Here is a 19,096-nt window from a genome sequence, read left to right on the forward strand (position 1 = left end):
CCGTGCGGTGTGTCCGGGGTGCCTTCGGAGCGGGGGAAGAACTCGTACCAGGCGCCGTACAGGGCCCGTTCCCGCTCGACGAGCAGCGGCAGCGTCTCCGAGGCGGTGACCAGTTCCCGCAGCGGAAACCGAGCCAGGACCGCGTCCACCTCCGGCGTCAACGCCGCGGCCAACCGGGCGGCGGCGGGCCGGTTCTCGTCCCTGAGGGTGTCGACGGCGGCCCGCAGAACCTGCCGTTTGCCCTTCTTGGGGACACCGGCGGCCGCCCGCTCGTACAGCCGCGCGCCCTCCTCCAGGACCAGTTCGACGTCCATTCCCGCCGGGACCTTGATCTGCGCGTGGCGCCGCCAGGTGGTGACGGGATCACTCCAGGCCTCCACCATGTACGACCACTGACCGGGCTCGCCGGCGGTGACGGTGGCGCCCCAGCGGTCGGTGCCCGGTGCCAGTTCCCGCATCGGCGTCCAGGGACCGGGGCGCCCTTGCGGGTCCTTCAGTACGACGTTGGCGGCGACCGCGTCGTGCCCCTCGCGGAACACGGTGGCCGAGATCTCGAACGTCTCGCCGGTGACCGCCTTGGCGGGCCTGCGGCCGCGCTGGACGACCGGGCGGACGTCGAGGACGGGTATGCGCCCGACGGCCGTGCCGCCGCCCGCGGAGGGTGGCTCCGTGACGGGCGGGCCGTCGACCGGGGGCACCGGGTGCGTTCCGGTGCTGGGTGTCGGGGGGGCTGACGAGTGGTGCGTGGCGGGCATGACCGCTCCTGTCCGCGTCAACGTGGGTGGGCGGATGGCTGTGGGGAGGTGGGTCCTGCGTGGCATCCCCGGGGTGCCTGTGCTGTACCTGCGGGGTGTACCGGTGGAGCCTTCCCACCCTATTCGGGTGGGCAATCCGGCACGTTGCTAACTACTCACACGTAAGTCCACACATACAACCGGCCCCGTTCTGGCCGAACGGGGCCGGTGCCGCAGGTGGCCCCGGTCAGCGCGGCACGCGCAGCAGTTTGTCCGGTGAACCCAGGCCCCGGCCGGACACCTTGCCGGATGTGGCCGCACCGACCAGCGCCTTGCCGACCTGGGCGGGAGTGGCCCGGCGATGGTCCGCGAGATAGAGCGCGGCCGCGCCCGCCGCGTGCGGCGACGCCATCGACGTACCGGAGGAGGTCGCCCGGCCGGTGTCGCTCGCCGAGGACGCCGAGGTGATCGAGACACCCGGGGCGAACAGGTCGAGGGCCGAACCATAGTTGGAAAAGCCCGGTTTGTTATCACCAGTATCACTGGCGCCGACCGTGATCGCCTCCTTGACAGCCGCGGGGGAGTACAGGGCGGCGGGCAGCCCCTCGTTGCCCGCCGCGACCGTGTACGTCACGCCGGACCGGATGGAGTCGCGCACGGCGGCGTCCAGCTGGGCGTTGCGGTGACCGCCGAGACTGAGGTTGGCGACCGCCGGTTTTCTGGCGTGTTTCGTCACCCAGTCGATACCGGCGATGACCCGGGCGGTGGTGCCCGCGCCGGAGTTGTCGAGCACGCGCACGGAGACCACCTGGGCCTTCTTGGCCACGCCGTACCCGGCGCCCGCCACGATGCCGGCGACATGGGTGCCGTGTCCGTTGCCGTCGCCCGCGTTCCGGTCGCCGCCGACGAAGTCCCAGCCGTGACGCGCCCGCCCGCCGAAGTCCTTGTGCCCGACCCGGATCCCGGTGTCGATCACGTACACGGTCACCCCGGCGCCCCCCGAGCCCGGCGAGGTGTAGGTCCCGTCCAGCGGCAGTGACGGCTGGTCGATCCGGTCCAGGCCCCAGGAGGGCGGGTTCTTCTGCGTCTGGTCCAGGCTCACCCGGCTGTCCTGGACGACGGAGGCGACCTGCGGGTCCGCCGCGAGGAGCCTCGCCTGTCTCTCGTTCGCGCGCACAGCGTAGCCATTGAGCACCGTTGCGTAGGTGTGGCTGATTCTCGCCCCGTACTTCTCGGCGAGCTCCTTTCCGGCCGCGGAGGGCGCCTTCGTCCCCTCGTTGAGTGTCACCAGGTAACTTCCGCCGACGGAGCCGGGCTCCCCGGCGCCGAGTATCCGCCCCTGCGGTGCGGCGTACGCGGGCAGGGTGACGGCCGAAAGCGCCGCGGCACAGGCCGCCGCGATCAGACCCCCCGCCACGCGCAGACGCCGTGTTCGCGCCCGTGCCATGGCTGTGTACCCCCTCCTGAAGTCGGCGTACGGCAGCGTGTCGCGCGGTGTCGCGGGCCGGGTACGCCACGTAAGCAGCCTCTCGTGCGGCGCGAAGCACCACAAGGACGCCTACGGGGGCGGAACCAGCCATAGCGGGCTCACCCATCGGCCCGGCCGGTGATCGAGGATGGGCCGTTCCGGCCGATATCGGGGATTGAGGGAGGCAGTCCAGCGCGGCCCGCGCAAACGTGGGTACTGTCGTACGGGACGACACGACACCACGGCTTTCCGCCAGCGCAGCGAAGAGGTGGCAAGTGAAGGCGATCCGTCGATTCACCGTCCGTCCCGTTCTCCCCGACCCCCTCCGGCCGCTGAGCGACCTGGCGCGCAATCTGCGCTGGTCCTGGCACGCGGAGACGCGTGATCTGTTCCAGTCCGTCGATCCGGAACGGTGGGCCGCGTCCAGCGGTGATCCGGTGCGGCTGCTCGGCAGTGTGCGGCCCGGGCGGCTCGCCGAACTCGCCGAGGACCGTCGCTTCCTGCGCCGGCTCACCGTCGCCGCGGACGACCTGCACGACTATGTGACCGGCGACCGCTGGTACCAGACGCAGCCGGCCGACCTGCCGCAGGCCGTCGCCTACTTCTCGCCCGAGTTCGGCATCACCGCCGCCCTGCCCCAGTACTCCGGCGGACTCGGCATCCTGGCCGGCGACCATCTCAAGGCGGCCAGCGACCTCGGCGTCCCGCTGATCGGAGTCGGGCTGCTCTACCGGCACGGGTACTTCCGGCAGACCCTGTCCCGGGACGGCTGGCAGCAGGAGCACTATCCGGTGCTCGATCCCCACGAGCTGCCCGTCGCCCCGCTGCGGGAGGCCGACGGCACCCCGGCCGACGTCTCCCTGGCCCTGCCCGGCGGCAGGCGGCTGCGGGCCCGGGTCTGGCTGGCCCAGGTGGGCCGGGTCCCGCTGCTGCTGCTCGACTCCGACGTGGAGGAGAACGACCTCGGCGAGCGCGGGGTGACCGACCGGCTCTACGGCGGCGGCAGCGAGCACCGGCTGCTCCAGGAGATGCTGCTCGGGATAGGGGGTGTGCGGGCGGTGCGGACGTACTGCCGGCTGACCGGGCACCCCGAACCCGAGGTCTTCCACACCAACGAGGGCCACGCGGGCTTCCTCGGTCTGGAGCGGATCGCCGAACTCTGCGACCAAGGGCTGGACTTCGACTCCGGCCTTGAGACGGTCCGGGCCGGGACCGTCTTCACCACCCACACCCCCGTCCCGGCCGGCATCGACCGCTTCGACCGGGAGCTGCTCGCCCGCCACCTCGGGCCCGACGCGGAACTGCCGGGGATCGACGTCGCCCGGGTGCTGCACCTCGGCAGGGAGACCTACCCCGGCGGTGACCCGAACGTCTTCAACATGGCCGTGATGGGCCTCCGGCTGGCCGGGCGGGCCAACGGGGTCTCCCTGTTGCACGGCAACGTCAGCCGGGAGATGTTCTCGGGCCTGTGGCCGGGGTTCGACGCCGAGGAAGTGCCGATCACCTCCGTGACGAACGGGGTGCACGCCCCGACCTGGGTCGCCCCTGAGGTGCTCCGGCTCGGCGCCCGGCAGATCGGCGCCGAGCGCACCGAGGACGCCCTGACCGTCGGCGGCTCAGACCGCTGGGACGTGGTCACGGACATCCCCGACCAGGAGATCTGGGACCTACGCCGGAACCTGCGCGAGCAACTGGTGACCGAGGTGCGCGACCGGCTGCGTGCCTCGTGGCGGCAACGCGGCGCCGGTACGGCCGAGTTGGGCTGGATCGACGGGGTGCTCGACCCCGATGTGCTGACGATCGGGTTCGCGCGGCGGGTTCCGTCGTACAAGCGGCTGACGCTGATGCTGCGGGACCGGGACCGGCTGACGGACCTGCTTCTGCATCCCGAGCGGCCGATCCAGATCGTCGTCGCCGGGAAGGCGCACCCCGCGGACGACGGGGGCAAACGGCTGGTGCAGGAACTGGTGCGGTTCTCCGACGACCCGCGGGTGCGCCACCGGATCGTCTTCCTCCCCGACTACGGCATGGCGATGGCGCAGAAGCTCTACCCGGGCTGTGACATCTGGCTCAACAACCCGCTCAGGCCGCTGGAGGCGTGCGGGACGTCCGGGATGAAGGCCGCGCTCAACGGGTGCCTCAACCTGTCCGTCCTGGACGGCTGGTGGGACGAGTGGTTCCAGCCCGACTTCGGCTGGGCGATCCCCACCGCCGACGGACTGGACTCCGACGACCGGCGCGACGACATCGAGGCCGCCGCGCTCTACGACCTCCTGGAACAGCGGGTGACCCCCCGCTTCTACGAGCGCGGCCAGCGCGGCCTGCCCGACCGCTGGATCGAGATGGTCCGCCAGACCTTCACCCTGCTCGGCCCCAAGGTGCTGGCCGGCCGCATGGTCCGCGAGTACGTCGAGCGGCTCTACGCCCCGGCCGCGCACGCCCACCGCACCCTGGCCCCCGACGTGGCGCGCGAACTGGCCCGGTGGAAGTCCCGGGTGCGTGCGGCCTGGCACGGGGTCAGGGTCGACCACGTCGAGGCGAGCGCCGCGACGGCCACCGCGGAACTCGGTACGACGCTGGCGCTGCGGGTGCGCGTCGCGCTGGGCGACCTCGGCCCCGACGACGTCGAGGTGCAGGCGGTCTCCGGCCGGGTGGACGAGGAGGACCGCATCACCGACGCCGAGGCTTTCCCGCTGAAGTCGGTGGGCGGCCCCGACGCGGAGGGACGCCGGTTGTACGAGGGCCCGCTGTCCCTGGACCGCACGGGACCCTTCGGCTACACGGTCCGCGTCCTGCCCGCGCACCCCCTGCTGGCCTCCGGCGCGGAGTTGGGGCTGGTGGCCGTGCCGTCGGAGGAGGTGGTGGAGGCGGCCGGTGTGCTGATGAGGTGACGGCGTCGCCGGGCGCGGCGGTTACTCGGACTCCTCGCACAGCCTCCGCAGCACGGCCCCGCACCGGCGTGCGTACGCCTGCTGCAGACCGCGGGTCGCCGGGCCGCCCGCCCGGGAGTACCACTTGGCGCCGCGGCTGAAGGCGGACACGGTCAGCCAGACCGTGCCGTCGCCGGTGCGATCCACGACGAAGGACTCCTCGCCGCACTCCGGGTGACCGGTCAGGGTGCCGTAGGCCCACCCGGCGCGGCGGGGTTCCTCCACCGTCCAGACCACCCGGCAGGGCGCCTTGATCACACCGGCGAGGGTGACCGTGACGTCGACGTCGGGAGCGGCACGGTCCGCGCTCACGTCGACGCCCACGCCCAGCGCGCGGTGCATCTCCCAGGTGAGGACCGCCTCGGAGGCTCTGCGGAAGACCTCCCTGCCCTCACCGATGCGGCTGCGCACGTGCAGGGGGTGGAAGCCGGGCGGGCAGAAGCCGTTCTCGCGGGTCGCGCCGACATCCTCGTACGTGAACATGGGGACAAGGGTAGGGCGGCGCTCCGGAAGCGCGGCTTCCGGGTGTCGGCTCGCTTCAACTCGGGCCTCGACTCGCGCTTCGACGAACTGACCCGACTGACCCCGCCCGACGGCAGGGAACGGGTGGTGTGGGTGTCGCCCGACGTGGGAAGCGGCACCCGGGACGTTCCCGCCCCGGATGCCGCTCTGTCGCCGTGCCGTCAACTACCTGACAGTCAGCTGACGTTGACCGCCGACCAGGCCGCCGCGACGGCCTTGTACTCGGTGCTGGTGGAGCCGTAGAGCGCGCTGGCCGCCGAGAGGGTGCCGGTGCGGGCCGCCTTGTAGTTGGTCGTCGACGTGAAGTACGTCGTCAGCGCCTTGTACCAGATCTGCAGCGCCTTGGCGCGGCCGATGCCGGTGACCGTGGAGCCGTTGGAGGTCGGCGAGTTGTACGAGACACCGTTGATGGTCTTCGCGCCGCTGCCCTCGGACAGCAGGTAGAAGAAGTGGTTCGCGACGCCCGAGGAGTAGTGGACGTCCTTGTTGCCGACGGTGGAGGACCAGTTGTCCGCCGAGCCGCCGTCCTTGCTGGGCTTGTCCATGTAGCGCAGCGGGGTGCCGTCCCCGTTGATGTCGATCTCCTCGCCGATGAGGTAGTCACCGGGGTCGTTGGAGTTGTTGGCGTAGAACTCCACGCCGGTGCCGAAGATGTCCGAGGTGGCCTCGTTCAGACCGCCGGACTCACCGCTGTAGTTGAGGCCCGCTGTGTTGGCGGTGACGCCGTGGCTCATCTCGTGGCCGGCCACGTCCAGCGAGGTCAGCGGGTTGACGTTGCCCTCGCCGTCGCCGTACGTCATGCAGAAGCAGCTGTCGTCCCAGAACGCGTTCACGTACGCGTTGCCGTAGTGGACGCGGGAGTAGGCGGCCACGCCGTTGTTCTTGATGCCGCTGCGGCCGAACGTGGACTTGTAGAAGTCCCAGGTCTCCTGCGCACCGTACGCGGCGTCGACGGCCGCGGTCTGGTCCGTGGCCGAGCTGGAGGCGGTGCCGGTGCCCCAGGTGTCGTCCGCGTCGGTGAACAGGGTCCCGGCCGACGAGCTGGTGCCGTGCGACTTGTTGTACGTCTTGTGGCCGCCGCGGGTGCCGTCCGTCAGGTTGTACGTCGTGCCCGACTTGGTGGTGCCGAGGGTGACGGTGCCGGAGTACAGGCTCTTGCCGGTGCCGGTCTCGATGCCCTGGTACTCGTAGAGCTTCTTGCCGGTGGCCGCGTCGGTGATGACGTGCAGCTCGTTGGGGGTGCCGTCGTCCTGGAGTCCGCCGACGACCGTCTCGTAGGCGAGGACCGGGGTGCCGGAGCCGGCCCAGACCACCTTGCGCGGGGCCTGGTCGGCGGCCGTCTTCTCGGAGCCGGCCGCCTGCGCGGCGGTCAGGGCCTGCTTCTCCGCCTTGGCGGGGGCGAGCTTCGGCGTCAGGGACGCGACCTTGACGGAACCCTTGAGCGCCTTGGTCACACCCTCGGTCTTCCCGGCGGGCGACTGGTGGACGACCAGGTCACCGCCGAGGATCGGCAGACCCGCGTAGGTGCGCTCGTAGCGGGTGTGCACCGCGCCGTCGACGTCCTTCACGACGTCCCTGACGACCAGCTTCTCCTTGGCGCCGAGGCCTATCTCCTGGGCGGTGCCGGCCGCGTCGGCCTGCTGCTCCTGGATCAGCGAGGTGCGGGCCGCCGAGGACAGCTGCAGCGGGGCGGCGGCGAGGGTGGATCTGCCGGTGTCCACCGTGGTCTCGGCGGCGGCTGAGGAACCGGTGGTCAGACCGGTGGTGAGCAGGGCTCCGGCGGCGACGGCGGTCGCGATGGCCAGAGTCGTTCGCTTGTGACGCGCGTAGAGGGGGGTCACGCATGCTCCTTGGTGGGGAGTCCGCCCGGTGGTTGGGGTCACCGGTCGGAGTGAGTTGTGGAGTTGCTGTGCTGATGCGGCGTGAGGGAAGAGTGGCACTGCGGCGCGTACATGTCATGACCCCCAAGTGATGTTGGCTCAAAACTGTCCTTGGGGTGAACATTGCGTCCATGTAAACGGAGTTGACCTCGGTCAAGCGCCAACCGGCGGCGCGTATAGAGGTGGCAAAAATGAGGACGCCGCCCCGGGGAGTCGAACCACCGGAGCGGCGCCCTGTCGTGGGAGCCCGTGGGGCCCAGGGGGCCCGTGGGGCCTACGGGAAGGTGAGCTTCCAGCTGTTGATGTAGCCGGTGTCCCGGGCCGCGTTGTCCTGGACCCTCAACTGCCATACACCGTTGGCGACTTCGGAGGACGCGTTCACCGTGTACGTGGTGTTGATGTTGTCCGCGCTGCCGCCGGTGCCGTACGCCTTCAGCGTGTACGCCGTCCCGTCCGGGGCGACCAACTGCACCTGGAGGTCACCGATGTAGGTGTGGACGATGTCGACCGCCACCGAGAGGTTGGACGGCGCGTTGCCGGTCCGGCCCGAGACGGTGACCGGCGAGGTGACCGCGGCACCGTTGTCCGGAATCGATACGTCGGCCGCGTTCTCGAAGGAGGTGCCGCCGCCACCCCCGCCGCCGCCGTCGGACCGGGCGCCGACCGCGATGGCCGCCCAGGCGTCCTGCACGGCCTTGTACTCGGCGCTCGTGGTGCCGTACAGCTCACCGGTCGCCGCGAGCGTGTAGGTGCGCGCCGACGCGTAGTTGGTGGTCGAGGTGAACTTTGTGGTCAGCGCGCGGAACCAGATCTTCTCCGCCTTGTCCCGGCCGATGCCGGTGACCGGAAGCCCGTCCGAGGTGGACGAGTTGTAGGTGACACCGTTGATGGTCTTGGTGCCGCTGCCCTCGCTCAGCAGGTAGAAGAAGTGGTTCGCGGGGCCCGAGGAGTAGTGCACGTCGTTCGAACCGAGGCCGGAGTACCAGCTGTCCTTGGACGCGCCGTCCTTGCTCGGCTTGTCCATGTAGCGCAGCGGGGTGCCGTCGCCGTTGATGTCGATCTCCTCGCCGATGAGGTAGTCACCGACGTCGGAGGAGTTGTTGGCGTAGAACTCGACGGTCGAGCCGAAGATGTCCGAGGTGGCCTCGTTCAGGCCGCCGGACTCACCGCTGTAGACGAGGCCGGCCGTGGCGGAGGTCAGGCCGTGCGTCATCTCGTGCGCGGCCACGTCGATCGCCGTCAGCGGGTTCGCGTTGCCCGAGCCGTCGCCGTACGTCATGCAGAAGCAGCTGTCGGACCAGAACGCGTTGACGTAGTTGTTGCCGTAGTGGACCCGGGAGTACGCGCCCGTGCCGTCGCCCTTGATCCCGCTGCGGCCGTGCACGTTCTTGTAGTAGTCCCAGGTCAGCTGGGCGCCGTAGTGGGCGTCCGCGCCGGCCGACTCCGCGTTCGAGGCGGTGCCGTTGCCCCACACGTCGTCGGGCCCGGAGAAGAGCGTGCCGGTGCCGGAGGTGCCGCGGTTGAGGTTGTACGTCTTGTGGCCGCCGCGGGCGCCGTCGGTGAGGTTGTACGTCGACCCGGACTGCGTGGTGGTCAGGTCCACGGTGCCCGAGTACACCGTGTTGCCGACGCCGGTCTCGATGGCCTCCCACTCGAACAGCTTCGCGCCGGTGGCCGCGTCCGTGACGACGTGCAGCTCCTGCGGGGTGCCGTCGTGCTGGAAACCGCCCACGACCGTCTCGTAGGCCAGGGTCGGCTTGCCGTCGGCCGCCCAGATCACCTTGCGCGGGGCGCGGTTGACGTCGGGGCTCTTGGCGTCCTGGGCCTCGGCGGCCTTGAGCGCCTGCGTCCTGGCCTTGGCCGCGGGCAGCGCGGCCGTGGTGGTGGCCGGCTTGATGGCGGCGCGGGTGGCCTTGACGACCGACTCGACGGCGTCTGCCTTCGTGCTCTGGACGACCAGGTCGCCGCCGAGGACGGGCAGACCGTCGTAGGTGCGCTCGTAACGGGTGTGGACCGTGCCGTCGCCGTCCTTGAGGACGTCCCGGACGACCAGCTTCTCCTTGGCGCCCAGACCGAGGTCCTTGGCGGTCGCCGTCCTGGCGGCGTCGGCCTGCCGGATCAGCTCGGCGCGCTGGGCGGGGGTGAGCTTCACGGACTCGGAGCCCGGTATGACCTTGCCCGCGGCAGGCGGTGCCTTGTCCGGGGCCGCGGTGGCGGCGCCCGACTGGACGGCCGCGGCGATCAGGGCGGAGACGCCGACGAGGGCCACGGTGGCGACCCTGCGCTGGGTGGTGGTGCGGATGTGGGAGGTGCGTCTGTGCGAGGAACTTCTCAACACTGACTCCTTCTGCGCGGCCGCGGGTCTCGCGGCCAGGGGAGACCGGTCGGCGGATGGGCCGAACGGGCAGAACCGGGGCGGTGCGTAGAACCTCGTGCGGATGCTCGGCCGCGGCACAGCGGTGGAACATGTGAGGTTGCTGTGCAGGGGTCGTGGGAAGAGTGGCAGGAGTTCCCGGTTTCTGTCAGGAGCGCGTCAGGAACTTGGCCGGAAACCCTCCGTTGTCCGGGAGTTCACGTCCGATATTCGGAGCAGTGTGGGGGAGCGGGGGGATGGGGGAGCGCAGGTGCGGGCGTTTCCCTCGGCCCCCGGGGCGCGTCATCACCCCGTGGCGTCCTCGGCCTCCCAGCGCAGCAGGTCGCCCGGCTGGCACTCGAGCACCTCGCAGAGTGCGGCGAGGGTCGCGAAGCGCACCGCCTTGGCGCGGCCGTTCTTCAGTACCGCCAGGTTGGCGGGCGTGATGCCCACGCGGTCCGCGAGCTCGCCCACCGACATCTTCCGCCGGGCCAGCATCACGTCTATGTCGACGCTGATCGGCATCAGATCACCTCGTCCAACTCGGCCTGCATCCGCGCCGCCTCGACGTCCCGCGCGACGGCCTGGGCGAGCAGCATCCGCAGCACGAGCACGATGAGGGCGACCCCCAGGATCGCCACGCCGACCCCGGCCATGATGACGGTGACGCCCGGGTCGTCCCGCTGGCCCGGCGCGTTGACGGCCGTGACCGCGAACCACGCCAGGGCGGCCCCCACGATCGCGCCGATCACGCCGTCCACGTACCGGAAGGCGGCGTGGGAGAACACGGTTCCGCGTCGCACCATCGCCACCAGCCGCCATACGCAGACCCCGGCGACCTGGACCGACACCATCCCCAGGATCGTGATCACGCGCAACGAGGTCAGCGGGAGCGACCCGTCCTCCGGGTCGTTTCCACTGGCCAACGTCCACACCATCAACGCCTGCACGAACGCGGTGCCGGCGAGCACCATCACGAGCACGGCGCGAAGCGCCCGCACTGCCAGCTTTCCCATGACCCAGCCTTCCATCGAGTTGCGATGGGAATCTATCGAATTTCGATAGGTAGCGGCAAGGGGTGGGGCGGAGGGGCCAAGGAGCAGGTGCCAGGTGCCAGGTGCCAGGTTCAGGCATGCGACTGCGGGTCCGGTTCGGGGTCCCCGTGCCACGACCGCCACAGCGACGCGTACGCGCCGCCCGCCGCCACCAGCTCCTCGTGCGTGCCGAGTTCGGTCAGGCGGCCGTCCTCCATCACGGCGACCCGGTCCGCGTCGTGCGCGGTGTGCAGGCGGTGGGCGATGGCGATGACCGTGCGGCCCTCCAGTACGGCGGCCAGGGCGCGCTCGGTGTGCCGGGCGGTCGTCGGGTCCAGCAGGGCGGTGGCCTCGTCGAGGATCAGGGTGTGCGGGTCGGCCAGGACCACCCGGGCCAGCGCGAGTTGCTGCGCCTGGGAGCCGTCCGTACGCCAACCGTCCTCACCCAGTTCGGTGTTCAGCCCGTCGGGCAGTTCCCGTACCCACGCGTCGGCACCGACCGCCTCCAGCGCGGCCCACAACTCCTCGTCGGTCGCGACGGGTTCGGCGATCAGCAGATTGTCGCGAACCGTACCCAGGAACACGTGGTGCTCCTGGGTGACCAGCACGACCTGCCGGCGCAGCTGCTCCGGGCCCAGCTCGACGACCGGCACCCCGCCCACCGTGACCGCACCCGCGCTCGGTGTGTCGACGCCCGCGAGCAGTCTGCTCAGCGTGGTCTTCCCGGCGCCGGACGGACCGACCACGGCCAGCCGCTCCCCGGGCCGTACGGTCAGGTCCACCCCGTGCAACACCTCACGCCCCCGGTCGTAGGCGTAGTGCACGCCGGTCACGTCGATGCGGTCACCGGCCGGAGTGGGGGAGCCGCTGTCCCCTGCGGTGCGCGGCGCGCCGGCCAGACCCTCCACCCGGGCGAACGAGGCGCCGCTGCTCTGCAGTTGCTCGATCCGGAGGAGGATCTCGTCCAGCGGACCGTCGAGCTGCCGCAGGTACAGCGCGGCCGCCACGACCGCCCCCAGACTCACCGCCCCGTGCGCGTGCAGGACCCCGCCGAGCAGCAGCGCCCCCGCGACCGGGAAGAGGTACGACACATCCACCGCCGGGAAGAACACCGTGCGCAGACGCAGCGTGAACAGGCGCCTGCGCCGGGAGTGGTCCAGCGCCTGACGGCTCGCCGCGACCCGGCGCTCCCGCAACCGGAACGCCTCCACCGTGCGGGCCCCGGCCGCGGTCGCCGCGAGGATCTCGGCGACGTCCGAGTTCGCCTCGCCCTCGGCGAGATACGCGTCCCTGGCCCGGCGCAGGTACCAGCGCAGGGCGAACCAGACCGGGGCGAGGCCGAACACGCCCACGGCGCCAAGCAGCGGGTCGATCACGAAGACCGCGCCGATCAGGAACAGCGCCTGCACGATGTTGATGAGCAGTTCGGGCCCGGCGTCGCGCAGTGTGGTGCCGACGGTGGCCACGTCCGCGGTGCCGCGGGCCGTCAGATCGCCGGTACCGGCCCGCTCCACCACTGACGCGGGCAGCGCCAGCGTCCGGTCGACGAACTCCTCGCGGACCCGGGCCAGCGTCCGCTCCCCGAACCGGTGCCCGGCGTACCGGGCCCAGCGCGCCAGCAGCAACTGCGCCGCCGCGCAGGCCACGATCCCCAGCGCGGCCCGGTCCACCGCCCCGACACCACCCCCGGCCCGCACCTGGTCGATGATCCGGCCCAGCAGCCACGGCCCGGCGAGCCCCGCCCCGGCGGCGGCCGCGTTCAGCGCGAGCACGGCGACGAAGGCACGCGCGTCGGCGCGCACCAGACGGACGGAGGCCCGCCGCACGTCCGCGGGCCCGGCGATCGGCAACTGTCCCCGTGTCATCCCCGCGTCACCCCAGGACCTCCTCGGCGTCCCGGCCGGGCCCGTCCTCGCGCGGGCCGGCCTCCTCCTCGATGTCGGCGTCCCGGGTCACCAGCGCCCGGTAGCCGGGCTCCTGAGCCAGCAGCCGCCGATGGCTGCCGGAGGCCGCGACCTTCCCGTCGACCAGGTGGAGCACGGTGTCCACCCGGTCCAGCACCAGCGGGGAGGTGGTGGTGACGACGGTGGTACGGCCCCGGCGCGCGTCCCGCAGCCGGGTCGCGACCGCCGCCTCCGTGTGCGCGTCGAGCGCCGAGGTCGGCTCGACGGCCAGCAGCACCTCCGGGGCGGCCAGCAGTGCCCGCACCAGCCGGACCCGCTGCCGCTGGCCGCCGGAGAGGTTGCGCCCCTGCTCGTCGACGGCCGAGTCGAGCCCGTCCGGCAGGCCCCGCACGAGGTCCTCCGCCGCGGCGGCCCGCACCGCCGCCATGATCTCCTCGTCGCCCGGTTCCCCGCGCCCGCCGACCAGCTCACGCAACGGCCCCGCGAACAGGTCGGCCTCGTGCTCGGCGACCAGGATCCGCGCCCGCACCTGCGGCAACGGCACCTCGTCCAGTCGCACACCACCCCAGGTCACGTCGGACGGCGCGTACCGGCCCAGGCGGTCGACGACGGCCGCCGTGTCGGCCGGCCGGGCACCGGCCAGCGCGATCAGCCGCCCCGGCGGCACCCGGACCCCGGAGGCCGGGTCGTACAGCACCGACGGCTCCGCGGGAGCGTCGCACACGCCGTCGTCCGGCTCCGGTTCCACGCGCAGCAGTCGTACGACGCGCCGCGCGGCCACCACACCCCGGCCGAGCTGGTAGCCCCAGTCGACGAAGTACGCCACCGGGCGCACCAGCACCGCGACATAGCCGTACACCGACACCAACTGGCCCACCGTGAGCGTGCCCTGGGCCGCCATCCGGGCCGCCATCCAGGTCACCACCGCGAGGTACAGCGTCGGCAGGCCCACTCCGAGCGCCTGCAGCCAGCTGGTCACCGCCCCCACCCGGTACCCCTGCTCACGCAGCCGCGTCGAGTCCCGCCGGAAGGCGTCGGCGACCAGCCCCTTGCCCCCGAGCCCGTTCAGGACCCGCAGCCCGCCCGCGAGGTCGCCGATCCGCGCGGTCAGCACGCCCTGCCGCTCCCGGTACTCCGCCTCCGTGCCCTGCAGCCTGACCATCAACGGCCCGACGAGCACCGCCACCAACGGCACCCCGAGCAGCACCACCACGGTGAGCTGCGTGGACACGGTCAGCAGCAGCCCCGCGACCACCAGGTAGGCGACGACCGCTCCGACCCCGGGGCCGATCACCGTCAGGGACGAGCTGATCTGCTGCACGTCCCCCACGCCGATCGTCATGACCTCTCCGGCCCCGACCCGCCGGGGCAGCGCCGCCCCCAGCCGCACCGCGTGCCCCACGACGACCTTCACCGTGCGGAAGTTGGCGTCCATCCGCACCCGGGTCATCGTGCGGTGCCGCATGACGCCCAGCCAGGCGTTGAAGGCGCCTACCACCACCAGCAGACCGGTCCACAGGCCCAGCGCGCCCATGTCCCCCGTCTCCAGGCCCTCGTCCACGGCCCGGGCCATCAGATACGGCGCCGCCGCGAGCAGCACCATCCACACGCTGCCCAGCAGCGCCCCCGCCGCCGACCGCCACGGCTGCCGCAGCACCAGCCACCACAGATACCACCAGCCGCCCCGGCGGTCGGGAGTGCCCGGATCCTCGTACGCGTCGATCATCTGTCCTCGATCCATGACGCCGGACCGCCCGCCGCCTTCTGTGCGCAGTCAGCCATCGCCTCCTGCCCATCGGACGGTCCCGCCGCCTCCCGTGCCCCGGACCCATTCCACCCGTCTCCTACGCCAGACCGTCCCGTCGTCTCCTACGCCAGACTGTCCTGCCACGCCCGGTGCAGATCCGCGAACCGGCCCGTTCTTTCGACGAGTTCGGCCGGGTGCCGACGGTGGCGATCCGGCCCGCTGGACAGCAGGCGACGTGATGGAGCCTACGGACTTCAGGCGGTGATCCGTCGGCAATTACCCCAGACCCGAGCACCGCCATCAGCCCTGTCCTGCCCAACAAGCCGGTCGGCCTGTTTTATGAATGGCTCAAAATTCTTGGGCTGTAGGTGGTCGGCCTCTGCAGCCCCATGAACCAGCGCAGCAACCCGCATGTGACGTGCAGAATCAGTAAAAATTCATGTCGCCGTCTGTTGCCACGGGATCACGCAAATCGAGCCATGGAGCCCATGCGCCCGACAGAAAGCCCTTGATCCGTGCCTGGTGAAGGCGTTAACTCCCGCTGCTCGTAAAGCTTTTGTAACTCTGGGGTGGGGATTGTGGAGTTCTGGCGGGGGCGTCGTCGGCATGCCCTGACACGTCGAAGAAGCCGTCGCCTATGGGGGGCAGGCAGGGCGTTGGCGGGGGTTGCCTGCGCGGCCCTGCTGTCGACATCACTGGTGCAGGCTCCTGCTGTGTATGCGGCGGGCTCGGTCGGCAACGCGGAGGACCCTGAGGCGGTCTCGGAGGGGGAGAAGGCTCTGGCCGAAGCCGAGGAGTCGGGCAAGCGGGTTGAGGTGGCGGGGGAGCGGACGGAGCGCACCACGGTCTTTGCCAACCCTGACGGTTCCACGTTCACGTTGCAGGAGTCGTCCGTCCCGGTGCGGGTGGCCAAACCCGGCGGCGGCTGGCAGACGCCGGATCCCGCGCTGGAACAGCGTGCCGATGGCAGGGTCGTGCCGAAGGCGTCGGCGCCCCAGATGGTGTTCTCCGGCGGAGGCGAGAAGGATCCGCTGGCCCGAATTTCATATCAGGGCAAGTCTGTTGGGCTGAGCTGGCCGGGCAAGCTGCCCGTGCCGAAGATCGACGGTGCCAGCGCCACCTACGCGAATGTGCTGCCGGATGTGGACTTGAAGGTCACCGCGACCGTGGAAAGCTTCCAGCAGGTCCTCGTGGTGAAGACGCCCGATGCTGCGGCGGGCGCGGAGCTGAAGAAGCTCACCTTCGGCCTCGAGACGAGCGGCCTGAAGGTCGAGGAGGGCGGCGCAGGGAATCTGGCGGCCGTCGACGCGGACGGCAAGGCGGTGTTCAAGTCGCCGCCGGCACGCATGTGGAACTCGGCAGGCGACCCGACCGCACCGCAGACGAAGACGATTGCCGCACGATCGGCGGCGAGCGAGGAGACGCAGTCGGATCCTGCCGAGAGTGCCCCGTCGGGCAGTGGCCTGGAGCCTGGGCAGGGTGATCGGGTCGCCAAGATGGATGTCGAGGTAGGCAAGGACTCGCTGCAGGTCGTCCCGAACGCCGACCTGTTGGCGGAGAAGGATGCAGGGGCGTTCCCGCTGTTCATTGACCCGTCGGTCACGTGGGGGGAGTCCGAGCGGACCCTGTTGCGCAGCGATGGGTACGAGTCCTACGCCTGGGGCAATGGTGAGGATGACATGGGCAAGGGCGCTGGTAAGTGCGGCACCTGGACCACGGGCGGCGTCACCTACGGCTGCGGCCCGGGGTACGTGCAGAAGCTGTACTACGAGTTCTCCCCGGCCAGTCTGAAGGGCAAGCGGGTCCTGGACGCCACGTTCCGGGTGACCGAGCCGTGGGCGTTCCAGTGCGACCCGCGCTGGGTGGATCTGGTGCGTACCAACAACATCTCCACCTCCACGACTTGGTCCTCGCGGCCCAAGGAGCTGGACTGGATGGGGGATCAATCTGTGTCCGCGGGCCGGGGTGACTTGTGCAGCCCTGGGCTGCCGAACGCGGCGATCGAGTTCAACGACAACCCGAAGGAGGCCGACGAGAACCTCACTCCGACCGTCAAGAACTTCGCGGCCGGCAAGTTCTCCCGCCTCACTCTGGAAGTCCGTGCGCACGATGAGGACGACACCTCGGCGTGGAAGCGGTTCCGCAATGACGCCGTCCTCGAAGTCGACTTTGTGGGCCTGCCAGACAAGGCCACCGGGGTCGGGCTGGTGACCGGCTCCGGCACGGTGTGCGAGACGCACGAGAAGGATCCGGCGATCGTGTCCGATCCGACACCGGCACTGGTCGCAACAGCACAGACCAAGCCGGGCGGAGAGAATGCGCAGCTGCGGGTGTACTTTGACATCGACCATAAGAAGAGCGACGGAACGTGGGCGGACACCCCGACGACAGCCGCTGATCTACGACCTTCGACCGGGTATGTGAAAGACAACTCCAAGCTGACGATGTCTTGGTCGGCGTTGACCGAGGGCACCTTGTACCGGTACGGGGCGTCGGTCAGGTCGTACTACAACGACGGCAAGAGCTACCTGGCCGGGCCGTCCAACGCGTCGACAACGGGCTGGTGCTACTTCAAGGTCGACCCGACCGCGCCCAAGGCACCCAAGATCTCCATCGGCGAACCGTACTCGGAATGTTTGCCAAACAACTGCCTTGCCAAGGGCGGACCGGGGCAGGCAGGCAGGTTCACCTTCGCCCCGGCAGACGGCGACACCACCAACAACTCTTATCAGTACAAGCTCTCCTCGCAGGTCGCGTGGCATGACATTTTAAGGACGTGCGACGGAGGAATATCCCAGTTCATCTGCTTTACTTTGCCGGTCACTGACAGCAGGGTTCACTGGCGTGCCTCCATCAGTCCGGAACGCGCGGGCACGTACCAGGTTTACGCACGGGCGAAGGACTCCGTCGGGCGGTGGGGTGCGCAGAACTCGGTCGCCTTCCAGGTAGCAGGGGGAAACCCGCCGGTCGCCCGCTACCACTTCGACGAGACGGGCGGCACTGCCATCGACGCGGCCGTCGACGACGGCAGGGACGACGCCACGCTGGCTGCCGGCGCGACCCGCGACAGCCGCGGACGACGCGGCCTGATCACTCACGACGCACAAGGCCGGCCACTGGCGACCCCGGTGGAGGACACGGGCTTGGCGCTGAAGGGAGACGGCGGCTACGCCGCCACGAACGGGCCAGTCCTGGACACCACCAACTCGTACACGGTGGCCGCTTGGGTGCGGGTCGATCCGAGCTCCACCGGCACTGTGTCGGTACTGAGCCAGACGCCGTCGACTGCGAGCCCGTGGACGAAGAAGTACAGTCCGTTCGTCATCTCCTACGGCGGCAAGTGGAGCGTCCGCGTCTTCTCGACCACGGGCGACTTCGTCCGTGAGGCGGTCGATTCGGAAAGCCACCCCAAGGGCGTGTGGACACATGTGGCCGCAGTGCACGACACGGCTGCCAAGAAGGTCACCCTCTACATCAACGGCAGACAGACCGCACAGGTAGATGCCGGAACACCGTGGAAAGCCGAAGGCAACCTGGAAATCGGCCGGGTGATGTACGGCGACACCTATGTGGACTCCTTCAAGGGCGCCATCGACGAGGTGACAGCCTGGCAGCGCGCACTCGAGCCGACCGAAGTGCAGGACGAGGCGCGGCTGCTGACCTCCGACGAGTATGCCGGCACGGAGCTGATCGCGGACTGGAACCCGACCCGCGGCGTCAACGGCACGAGCATCAAGGACACCACCTCCGGTTACGGCAAGAGCCTGGCACTGGTGGGCGGTGCCTCGATGGCCGATGAGACGATCGTGCTGGACGGTGTCGACGACGCCGCCACAGCCGCTGGGCCTCTGGTCGACGGCACTGGATCGTTCACTGCCAGCACGCTCGTGCAACTCGATCCGCAGAAGCTGCTTACCAAAGATGTCGGCTACATCGGCCAGGTCGCCGGCCAGCGCACCGCTGACGGCTCGGCCTGGGGGCTGTGGTTCAAACTGACCGGGAAGCGCACGGAGCTGACCGACGAGGGAGCCGAGGTCACCGTGCCGGAGGGCTTGTGGCACTTTGGCCGCCTGGAATCCGACGGCACCTTCTCCTCGGTCACTTCCGAGGAGGTCGCCAGCGTGGACAGCCCGGTTCGGCTGACCGGTGTGCACGATGCCGTGGACGGCACGATCAGCCTCTACGTCGGCTACGCCCAAAACGGTGACCTCAAGGCATACAGCGCGAAGATGGGCGACGACGAGTTCGCAGTCGGCAAGGCCTACTCCGCCGGTGCCTGGAAGCACTTCCTGCCCGCGGCGATCTCCGAGGTACGGGTGTGGGCAGGGGCCATGGCCAGCTCTGAGCAGATCGAGACCGCGGTCGGCGACTGACCCCGGCAGACGGGCGGGCGGCGAGCAACGCCGCCCGCCCCGCGAGGCGAGCACGCCGCCGCTGCGGCACCGACCTCATTGACTCTTTGATTCATTGACTCCTTTTGTGAACCGGTTGGGGATGGAAAGCGCATGGCGTTTGGCATAGGCA

The 19,096-nt window shown here is 70.4% G+C and carries 11 protein-coding genes; 2 read left to right on the forward strand and 9 right to left on the reverse strand.

Going from position 1 to position 19,096, the window contains the following annotated elements; translation table 11 throughout:
- Both ABZ027_RS23685 and ABZ027_RS23690 read right to left on the reverse strand, forming a co-directional pair.
- A partial coding sequence (locus ABZ027_RS23685) for a maltotransferase domain-containing protein (protein WP_356771464.1) occupies window positions 1-755 on the reverse strand: 755 nt, incomplete at its 3' end.
- Window positions 756-981: 226 nt separating this feature from the next.
- Window positions 982-2,181, reverse strand: a complete 1,200-nt coding sequence (locus tag ABZ027_RS23690) for a S8 family peptidase (protein ID WP_356771466.1) — start codon at window positions 2,179-2,181, stop codon at window positions 982-984.
- Between the two features lie 296 nt (window positions 2,182-2,477).
- Here ABZ027_RS23690 and ABZ027_RS23695 point away from each other — a divergent pair, with 296 nt between their 5' ends.
- Window positions 2,478-5,093: a glycosyltransferase family 1 protein gene (locus ABZ027_RS23695; RefSeq protein WP_356771468.1), complete on the forward strand. Its 2,616-nt coding sequence runs from the start codon at window positions 2,478-2,480 to the stop codon at window positions 5,091-5,093.
- A gap of 21 nt (window positions 5,094-5,114) precedes the next feature.
- Here ABZ027_RS23695 and ABZ027_RS23700 read toward each other — a convergent pair whose 3' ends face one another.
- The 7 genes from ABZ027_RS23700 to ABZ027_RS23730 all read right to left on the reverse strand — a co-directional run bounded on the left by ABZ027_RS23700 (window position 5,115) and on the right by ABZ027_RS23730 (window position 14,551).
- A complete protein-coding gene (locus ABZ027_RS23700) occupies window positions 5,115-5,615 on the reverse strand; it encodes a DUF1990 domain-containing protein (protein ID WP_356771470.1) in 501 nt (166 codons plus the stop codon).
- A gap of 215 nt (window positions 5,616-5,830) precedes the next feature.
- On the reverse strand, window positions 5,831-7,495 hold the full coding sequence (locus ABZ027_RS23705; RefSeq protein ID WP_356771472.1) for a M4 family metallopeptidase: 1,665 nt from the start codon (window positions 7,493-7,495) through the stop codon (window positions 5,831-5,833).
- Window positions 7,496-7,808: 313 nt separating this feature from the next.
- Window positions 7,809-9,872: a M4 family metallopeptidase gene (locus ABZ027_RS23710; protein WP_356771473.1), complete on the reverse strand. Its 2,064-nt coding sequence runs from the start codon at window positions 9,870-9,872 to the stop codon at window positions 7,809-7,811.
- A 321-nt stretch (window positions 9,873-10,193) separates the two neighbouring features.
- Window positions 10,194-10,412: a helix-turn-helix transcriptional regulator gene (locus ABZ027_RS23715; RefSeq protein ID WP_356771475.1), complete on the reverse strand. Its 219-nt coding sequence runs from the start codon at window positions 10,410-10,412 to the stop codon at window positions 10,194-10,196.
- On the reverse strand, window positions 10,412-10,903 hold the full coding sequence (locus ABZ027_RS23720; protein ID WP_356771477.1) for a DUF2975 domain-containing protein: 492 nt from the start codon (window positions 10,901-10,903) through the stop codon (window positions 10,412-10,414). The genes ABZ027_RS23715 and ABZ027_RS23720 overlap by 1 nt, the downstream gene beginning before the upstream one ends.
- A 110-nt stretch (window positions 10,904-11,013) precedes the next feature.
- A complete protein-coding gene (locus ABZ027_RS23725; protein WP_356771479.1) occupies window positions 11,014-12,786 on the reverse strand; it encodes an ABC transporter ATP-binding protein in 1,773 nt (590 codons plus the stop codon).
- Window positions 12,787-12,793: 7 nt separating this feature from the next.
- Entirely contained in the window at window positions 12,794-14,551 is a 1,758-nt protein-coding gene (locus ABZ027_RS23730) for an ABC transporter ATP-binding protein (RefSeq protein WP_356771481.1), read from the reverse strand.
- 734 nt (window positions 14,552-15,285) lie between these two features.
- Between ABZ027_RS23730 and ABZ027_RS23735 the strand changes: the two genes are divergently transcribed.
- Window positions 15,286-18,945, forward strand: coding sequence for a LamG domain-containing protein (locus ABZ027_RS23735; protein WP_356771483.1), 3,660 nt, complete (start codon window positions 15,286-15,288; stop codon window positions 18,943-18,945).
- The last annotated feature ends 151 nt before the right edge of the window (window positions 18,946-19,096 follow it).

It is taken from the genome of Streptomyces sp. NPDC006332, from assembly GCF_040612855.1.
Lineage (GTDB): Bacteria > Actinomycetota > Actinomycetes > Streptomycetales > Streptomycetaceae > Streptomyces.

What these genes read in the sequence shown, in the direction of transcription:
- ABZ027_RS23725 (WP_356771479.1), bottom strand. Translation starts at nt 12,786, where the DNA reads ATGACACGGGGACAGTTGCCGATCGCCGGGCCCGCGGACGTGCGGCGG.
- ABZ027_RS23700 (WP_356771470.1), bottom strand. Translation starts at nt 5,615, where the DNA reads ATGTTCACGTACGAGGATGTCGGCGCGACCCGCGAGAACGGCTTCTGC.
- ABZ027_RS23720 (WP_356771477.1), bottom strand. Translation starts at nt 10,903, where the DNA reads ATGGGAAAGCTGGCAGTGCGGGCGCTTCGCGCCGTGCTCGTGATGGTG.
- ABZ027_RS23730 (WP_356771481.1), bottom strand. Translation starts at nt 14,551, where the DNA reads ATGATCGACGCGTACGAGGATCCGGGCACTCCCGACCGCCGGGGCGGC.
- ABZ027_RS23690 (WP_356771466.1), bottom strand. Translation starts at nt 2,181, where the DNA reads ATGGCACGGGCGCGAACACGGCGTCTGCGCGTGGCGGGGGGTCTGATC.
- ABZ027_RS23715 (WP_356771475.1), bottom strand. Translation starts at nt 10,412, where the DNA reads ATGCCGATCAGCGTCGACATAGACGTGATGCTGGCCCGGCGGAAGATG.